Raw genomic sequence first — 8,343 nt, forward strand, 5'->3', positions numbered from 1 at the left:
TGCGCTTAAAATCATTCCATTATAGAGTGGGCATCCTGCCCGCACGAAAATAAGCATGAAACTGGCAAGATGCCAGTTCTACCAAGATACCTATTCCACAGGTGCGCTTAAAATCATTCCATTATAGAGTGGGCATTCTGCCCCCACGAAAATAGATTGAAACTGGCAAGATGCCCGCGCGAAAATAGATTGAAACTGGCAAGATGCCAGTTCTACCAAGATCCCCATTCCACAGGTGTGCTTAAAATCATTCCATTATTAAGCAACGCCATATAAAGCGCTATTTTCTATAAAAACTGTTGTAAACTGAAAGTTGTTGTCAAATTCAGCAAGTTTAGCGAAATAACTTGATGACTACACTTACATCAGAACAGATTTCCAAGTTACGTTCCGAACTGGCAAATAATCCACAAGCACTAGAAGCTCTTGAGGTAATCGAAGAGTGGGATGGTGATTTAGCTGATGCTGCTGAATCCCTAGCCACTCGCAATGGCATTGAAGGAGTAGAAGATAAGGGTGACTTGCGTTGGTTTACTCAGATCCTTAGGCAGTGTCATGGTCATATCTGTCAGCCAAAATATAAAAAATTTAGAGAAAACTACTTGCCTGCACTTATAGGAGTAATAGCTGAGTTCTTGGCGGGATCACTGGAATTTAAACCTCTAGTAGCCGGACTAATGGCTACTCCAATTGCTATCTATATTGAGCAAGAAGGCATCGAAAAATTCTGCCAATCTTACAATCCTAACCCCTAAGTGCCTGTAGCTACGGAAGCTGCCCAATAATAGGGGTTAGCAAAAGGATAGGGTTGGCGCTTAATGGCAGCATATAGTAAGTCATTGAATTTGCGACGATCGCGCTTATTGTTTTCAAATATTTGAGCCATCAAACCCTTAAATTTTTGACTTTTTTGGATTCTTGCCAAGGTTTTACTGTTCAGTGTTCGTAACCAGAATTGGGCGTTAACTAAGGCAGTTGAAACATCCCCATCTTCTAACGTTGGCAGTCGTTTGAGGTTTTTGTATAATTTGATCACTAACAAAGCAGTGGCAAGAGGATCGACTTTCCAGAGGGTGCTGACAACGCTAGGGCTACCTGCATAGAGAAAACCGCTAGGCAAACCAATATATTCATCTAAACCACTAGGTAATCCAGTATCTTCGTCTTTGTTACTTGATTCTTGGTTACTGGAAAGGGTCATCGCAGTTTCACAGGCAGAAAGAATGACAATAAGACATTGACTGAGATCAAGTTTAAAGATTTTATACAAGGTTAGGTCTGCATCTGCTAAAAGTAGGGCTGATTCTAGGGGAGATTGAGATTTGAACGTGCCATGACAGGAAAAGTGGACACAGTGAGCAGAGCGGAGTTGCTTGATATTTTGATTTAGCTTGGCTTCGGTTGCGTCTGCTTCAGCAAGAACAATACTGTGGTTGGGGTCAAAGTATTGTCGGATTTTATCAACTTCTAGTTTCGAGCCAGGCAATGGTTTTGCTTCAGGTCTAGTGGGGTTTTGGATGGCAAATAAGTTATTGAAGTGGGGGCGCTGTTGTTCTTTTGTTAGTTTCAGTAACTGGCTACTAGGAGCATAACTTACCCCTCTTTCAAAGCGGTCGATAAGTAAATTACCTTTTGATAAAGCTAAAGCGTGGAGGGGAAACAGATGCAGGAAACGATGGGGCACTATAATTAAGCGATCGCATTTACCCCCAACTTTCTCAAATATTCCATCAATCTTGGAAATGATGTTATCAATATCTAATATTGTAGCGAGGTCCACGAGACGAGTGGATAGATTAGTTATCCATTGATTTTTTTGGTTGCGGTAGGCATTGGTATAGTCTTTATCCCAGTCTTCCAAAGTTTTCAGCTTTTCAGGAGAGGATGACACAACTATGGGCTGCTGACTGTGACTGGTGACAATAAAGGTAAGAATATTATCCCTGGTAACATACCACTCAATAATAGCGGTGCCTTGATCAATCAGGCTCTGAATATCCCTAAACGGAATAGTTTCTACGGTTTGAGTTAGACTGAAACTGGAGTCATAGTTATCATTGATTTCTTTAAGCACCTGATCTAGCTGCTGTAGCGACTTCTGTAATTCTTGCTGTAGTCGTTTCCGTGATTCCTCTATAGATGGTCGTTGCTTTAGTTGTGTGTTATCGCTATTTCCAGATAGTTTTTCAAAAACTACTTGTAACTGTTTTTCCAATGATGGAATGTTTCGACGCAGTTGATCTAACTCGGTGATTATCCCTTGGGGAACGTTGCCTTTAGGATAAAGGTCGCGGTTGGTGAGCAGTTGCACTAGGTCCCGGGCTTTGCTGCGTTCGACTGTTTCGATGGCTTTATCCAACTGTTCTATATTGATATAGGCTTGCACTAGTGTTTGATAAACGGGTGCATCTCACTTTTGCAATTAAACAAAAATTATAATAAAATTCCCAAACTGCCTACACTACCCACCCTCCCTAAAATCCCCACGCTTCCGACACTTCCGGCACTTCCCTTCTTTTTTACAAAGATGAGATGCACCCTGATAAACTGTTATTGCCTGTGCCAACATCTGTTGACGATTTGGATCATTGATTGCCTCACTGCGACTGATTTCTACTGCTGTGATTGCTTGTTGGTAGGCATCGATGGCGGGTTGCCAGTTACGTTGGTTGAAGTGGAGGTGACCTAAGTTGCGGGAAGTTATGAGACAGTTAATCGGATCGGCTTGCGGGGTGTAAACTGACAATGCTAGTTGGTATGCTGTAATAGCATTTTCGAGATTCTCTTACTTATCACCACGAATTCTTTAACTGTAGGCTGCGCCGAGATTGTTTTGAATCGTTGCCCACTCTTCGGGGAAGTCTTTTTTGGTGTAAACGGACAAAGCTAGTTCGTATGCTTCAATCGCTTTTTCGAGATTCTCTGCTTTATCACCACGGATTCTGTCACGGTACGCATTGCCCAGGTTCTTTTGATTCATTGCCCACTCAATAGGGAAGTCTTCTTTGGTGTAAACGGACAAAGCTAGTTCGTATGCTTCAATCGCTTTTTCGAGATTCTCTGCTTTATCACCACGGATTCTTTCACGGTACGCACTGCCCAGGTTATTTTGAGTCATTGCCCAATTTTGGGGAAAGTCTTGTTTGGTGTAAACCCACAAAGCTCGTTTGTATGCTTCAATAGCAAGTTCTAGATTCGATTCCCTGTTGTGGCGGATTCTTTCACGGTACGCACTGCCCAGGTTATTTTGAGTCATTGCCCAATTTTGGGGAAAGTCTTGTTTGGTGTAAACCCACAAAGCTCGTTTGTATGCTTCAATAGCAAGTTCTAGATTCGATTCCCTGTTGTGGCGGATTCTTTCACGGTACGCACTGCCCAGGTTATTTTGAGTCATTGCCCAATTTTGGGGAAAGTCTTGTTTGGTGTAAACCCACAAAGCTCGTTTGTATGCTTCAATAGCAAGTTCTAGATTCGATTCCCTGTTGTGGCGGATTCTTTCACGGTACGCACTGCCCAGGTTATTTTGAGTCATTGCCCAATTTTGGGGAAAGTCTTGTTTGGTGTAAACCCACAAAGCTCGTTTGTATGCTTCAATAGCAAGTTCTAGATTCGATTCCCTGTTGTGGCGGATTCTTTCACGGTACGCACTGCCCAGGTTATTTTGAGTCATTGCCCAATTTTGGGGAAAGTCTTGTTTGGTGTAAACCCACAAAGCTCGTTTGTATGCTTCAATAGCAAGTTCTAGATTCGATTCCCTGTTGTGGCGGATTCTGTTTCTGTAAGCAAGGCCTAGATTGTTTTGAATCGTTGCCCACTCTTCGGGGAACTTTTGTTTGGTGTGAACTTTCAATGCTAGTTCGTATGCTGCAATCGCTTTTTCGAGATTCTCTGCTTTATCACCACTGATTCTGTTTCTGTAAGCAATGCCCAGGTTGTTTTGAGTCCTTGCCCACTCTTCGGGGAAGTCTTTTTTGGTGTGAACTTTCAATGCTAGTTCGTATGCTTTAATGGCAAGTTCGAGATTCTCTGCTTTATCACCACGGATTCTGTTTCTGTAGACAAGGCTCAGGTTGTTTTGAGTCCTTGCCCACTCTTCGGGGAAGTCTTTTTTGGTGTGAACTTTCAATGCTAGTTCGTATGCTTTAATGGCAAGTTCGAGATTCTCTGCTTTATCACCACGGATTCTGTTTCTGTAGACAAGGCTCAGGTTGTTTTGAGTCCTTGCCCACTCTTCGGGGAAGTCTTTTTTGGTGTGAACTTCCAATGCTCGTTCGTATGCTTTAATGGCAAGTTCGAGATTATCTGCTTTATCACCACGGATTCTTTCACTGTAGACAAGGCTCAGGTTGTTTTGAGTCCTTGCCCACTCTTCGGGGAAGTCTTTTTTGGTGTGAACTTCCAATGCTCGTTCGTATGCTTTAATGGCAAGTTCGAGATTCTCTGCTTTATCACCACGGATTCTTTCACTGTAGGCTGCGCCCAGGTTGTTTTGAGTCATTGCCCAATCGATCGGGAAGTCTTTTTTGGTGCGAACTGACAAAGCTTGTTGGTATGCTGCAATCGCTTTTTCGAGATTCAATTCCCTGTCCCCACGAATTCTGTAACTTTAGGCTGCGCCCAGATTATTTTGAGCCTTTCCCCAATCGATCTGGAAGTGCCATTTATTTTAAACTTACATAGCTAGAGCGTGTCTGCAAAGTTAAAATATCACCATGGAACTGTGATCGATATCACCGGCGTTGCTGAATCAAGGAATGAATATAAGGTGGTGCGTTACGGGCATCAACCTCAGGCTTTATTTAAAAATAAGTTGTACAAATTTTCTCTGAAAAAAGTGTGATATCTAGCTTCCAAAAAAAAACTGTTCAGGTTATTTTTACACGAGTCCTAACATTGGATACGAGGGGGTCAGAGCGAGCCCGTCCCTAACACACCCTACGCAAGATTTACTCCCTACTCCCTACTCCCTTTCCTATAAATAACAATAAAAAAAATTCGGTCAAGTTCTGGTTAAACCCAAGTCTTGACCGAATTCTATTGTGTACACAAAAACGAGTACACAATAGGTCAACTCAATGAAATCAATTCTGATGACTAAAAACATTCCACCAGAGTTAGTCAGCAATTGCTCGAAAGCAACCACATTCCAACCTCTGACTTATCCTATTCCATTCTACTTCATCCCGCTTCAGAAAACAACCTTCAATCTTGATGGTGGCCAGGGCGTAAAAGCCCTGGCAAATTCCTATCCTAGTCTAGGTAAAAATATCGCACCAAAGTGGTCATCACCTCACCAGGCTTTTCGGTGGGCTCGGGAGTGCTCCACTCGTAGGGATATGCGTATTTAACGGAATACAGCGCATTAATCGTATCGTGAACCTGTTGAGGAGTTCCGATCAACAAGAGCTTGAATTGATTAGGTTTGCGACCTTGGTTGTCCGGGGTGGGGGGAATGTTTTCAGTCATCAGAATCTTTTCTCTTAAGTGGTTATAGTATTAATATATAAATAAATTAACTAATAGTCAAGGGATTTAGGAATTTTTTTTATTACGAAATATGGGTAATAGGAGAGTGTGGAAAGTGTGGTAATTGTGGGAATAAGTAAGAGGGAATAATATTAAAAGAAAGCTGATGAATTTCTGGTGTTATTATCATCAGCTTTTGTTTATAATGTAAGCACTAATCATTCAGCATTCAGCCTAATACTGAATGGTTAATTAATTGGAGTTATTTTTGGTAATCATAAAAATCGGCGTTGCAGCAATTGAAGTATGAATGCGCGATCGTTTGGTTTTGGTCAAGCCCCCTAAATCCCCCAACTTTGGGGGACCCAACACAGAAAGTTTTGTTCCCCCCAAAATTGGGGGGCTAGGGGGCGGGAGACCCAACACAGAGAGTTTTTTTACCCAAAAAATTGGGGGGCTAGGGGGGCAAAATCATACCCATAATTAGCAACGAAAAAAAATAAGCTTCCTATCTTTTACAACAACAAAAGACAGAAAGGTGACATACTCCCACACTGACCTTTACAGGTTCAGTGTAGGCTTCTTCCCAACACCACCCAACGGTATCGGCTTTCGCCTCCGCTGCGCGAACGGTTACTCGGGAAGCTTATTAGAGTCGATGTCCGGTATTATCCGGAGCACCTCTCCTTCAAAGCCGTGCGTGAGACTTTCATCTCACACGGCTCCTAGATTCTCTCAACCTCTCGGCTTGCCTTTTGGCTTGCTCCAGTGAATTTGTTGGTGGCAGCTTTGATGAATTGCTGCTAGGTTCTTTAGCTTCCAATTGTCGTGGTTTCCATCTACATGATGAAGGTGTACAGATTCGTCGCAATTGAACATTAACCCGCAATATTCACAAGAATGGTTTTGTCGTTTCAAAGCCTTGGACGTATGATTGTCGTAGAGCGTACTTTTCCGTTTGCTCCAATAGACTAAGTCTCCATCGTAAGGGGACTTAGTCCCTGTGACCATAGTGTGTCCAAAACGTTTAGTCCTTACTGTAGGGAATGCCTTTTTGCATAATTCCACTGCTTCATAGCGGTTCATTTTCTTTTCGATGAGGAATTTTCTTTTTGCCGCTTTGTTAGGGAACCATAGACTATCCCGAGAATCGCTCATATCACACCATTTATGGTAGTTTCGCCATCCTCTTACAATGGGAGCTAGTTTTTTGGCTTTGAACTTTGCACCATAATTCGAGCTATTGACTACGGCTTTAATCTTCTCGCGTATTTTCCTATGATTATCCGCTGAGGGTTTACAATGGAATGTTCCGCTTGGCTTGACTCGCATCTGCCAGCCAAGGAAGTCAAAACCGTCTGTCGTTTTGGTTATCTTGGTCTTTTCTTGACTGATTTCGAGACCTCGTTCTTCCAGAAATTTTTCCACTTTTTGAAGAATTTTTCCGGCGTCATCTTTTGGTTTTAAAAATATCACCATGTCGTCTGCATAGCGGACGGATGGATGGATATCTTCTATTCCATCAAGTGCGATATTGGCTAAAAGGGGGCTAACCACTCCTCCCTGGGGAGTTCCTTGTTCAGGGAATTCCGGGCTGATGCCAGCTTTTAAACACCTGAAGACCCCTTTCTTCACATGTGCTGGTGCTATCAACCTATCCATGATGGATTTATGAGAAATGCGGTCAAAACACTTTTTAATATCTAGCTCAATTACCCTTTTAGTGATGCCTTTTTTTCCTTTATTCAGGTTGGTGAATATGTACATTTGGGCATCATGTGCGCCTCGCCCAGTCCTAAACCCGTAACTCCGGGCGTGAAAGATAGCTTCGTGCGCAGGTTCGAGGGTGTATTTTACTAGACATTGCCATGCTCTATCAGCGATAGTTGGTATTTTAAGCATCCGGGTTTTCCCATTCTTTTTAGGGATTGGTACTTCCCTTAGTCCGCTATGAAACCAGGTGTGGCCATAGTGGTTCAGATTGTCTACCAATTCAATTCGCTCTCGGTAATTGAGGTTTTCCTTTCCATCAATTCCGGCAGTGCGTTTACCCTGATTTAATTGAGTCACTTGACGAACGGCCAAAAGTTGAGCTGAACGGGATTTCATAATCAGTTTTTGTAAAGACCGAGCTTTCCTCAAGTCGCCAGCCTGAACTGCTTTATATATTCTTCTTTGTAGGCGGAATAAGTTTTGGCGGAGTTTCTTCCACTTCTGACTTTTCCAAAGTTCGCTATGTGAATTCATGCGTCTAACCATACTCTACTTTGGTTGAACATATTCTGAGAACCCGTGCCCAGTTTTGAACACATCTTACCCGACAGTAGGGATTAGACTTGGCATAGTTTACCGGGGTTTCGACCGTCCCCCAGACCTATTATTGCTGTCGTTTTTACTCGTTCCATCCTGAAGATTGTTTTGGCGATTTAGGTCAGTTCAATTTGCCTATTCTCCTCTCAGAGATTACGGATATCGTAGTAATGACTCCGTGAGAGTAGAGAATTTATTCCACATATTTTATTCAGGTTGTGGTTGCCGTCTTAGACACTTTTTTAGAACTACTTAGACCTTGTCGCCTCCCCGTTAGCGCCAGTGTTGTTACCTGCTTTTGGTCAACTGATTGCGCCCTGTTACCAGCGTCACTCTGTGAGTTGCCGCTCACTCGGTGTGGTCAGATAGGGAGTCACTTGTCTCTTCAAGGGTGGGACTTTCACCCACATCCTGAGGATAGTTAGGATTTTTGAGGTTAGACCTCACGAATCCCCCTAATCATACCCCTTTCTATTACGAAAGGCTCCTATTAAGAACGAGCCGCACTACTACTGACGGAATGCCCTACCGCCAAATTTAATACATTGATCGCCGCATTCACATCCC

The 8,343-nt window shown here is 42.9% G+C and carries 6 protein-coding genes; 1 reads left to right on the forward strand and 5 read right to left on the reverse strand.

From position 1 onward, the window contains the following. Positions 1-350 precede the first annotated feature (350 nt). On the forward strand, positions 351-755 hold the full coding sequence (locus LYNGBM3L_RS27565; protein ID WP_008189153.1) for a hypothetical protein: 405 nt from the start codon (positions 351-353) through the stop codon (positions 753-755). On the opposite strand, the gene LYNGBM3L_RS34340 is transcribed toward LYNGBM3L_RS27565, so the two are convergent. The 5 genes from LYNGBM3L_RS34340 to LYNGBM3L_RS27580 all read right to left on the reverse strand — a co-directional run bounded on the left by LYNGBM3L_RS34340 (position 752) and on the right by LYNGBM3L_RS27580 (position 7,725). Further along, complete coding sequence (locus tag LYNGBM3L_RS34340; RefSeq protein WP_008189155.1) at positions 752-2,386, reverse strand: CHAT domain-containing protein; 1,635 nt, start codon at positions 2,384-2,386, stop codon at positions 752-754. The genes LYNGBM3L_RS27565 and LYNGBM3L_RS34340 overlap by 4 nt on opposite strands. Before the next feature lie 75 nt (positions 2,387-2,461). Then, positions 2,462-2,746 carry a tetratricopeptide repeat protein gene (locus LYNGBM3L_RS34345; RefSeq protein ID WP_008189158.1) on the reverse strand — a complete coding sequence of 95 codons (285 nt, stop codon included), beginning with the start codon at positions 2,744-2,746 and terminating at the stop codon, positions 2,462-2,464. Between the two features lie 60 nt (positions 2,747-2,806). Further along, positions 2,807-4,579 carry a tetratricopeptide repeat protein gene (locus LYNGBM3L_RS34350; RefSeq protein WP_008189160.1) on the reverse strand — a complete coding sequence of 591 codons (1,773 nt, stop codon included), beginning with the start codon at positions 4,577-4,579 and terminating at the stop codon, positions 2,807-2,809. A gap of 671 nt (positions 4,580-5,250) precedes the next feature. Then, positions 5,251-5,466, reverse strand: coding sequence for a hypothetical protein (locus LYNGBM3L_RS27575; RefSeq protein WP_008189162.1), 216 nt, complete (start codon positions 5,464-5,466; stop codon positions 5,251-5,253). A 735-nt stretch (positions 5,467-6,201) separates the two neighbouring features. Then, positions 6,202-7,725, reverse strand: a complete 1,524-nt coding sequence (locus tag LYNGBM3L_RS27580) for a group II intron reverse transcriptase/maturase (RefSeq protein WP_044495066.1) — start codon at positions 7,723-7,725, stop codon at positions 6,202-6,204. Positions 7,726-8,343: the final 618 nt, after the last annotated feature.

The organism is Moorena producens 3L (genome assembly GCF_000211815.1).
In the GTDB taxonomy this organism is placed as follows: Bacteria; Cyanobacteriota; Cyanobacteriia; order Cyanobacteriales; family Coleofasciculaceae; genus Moorena; species Moorena producens.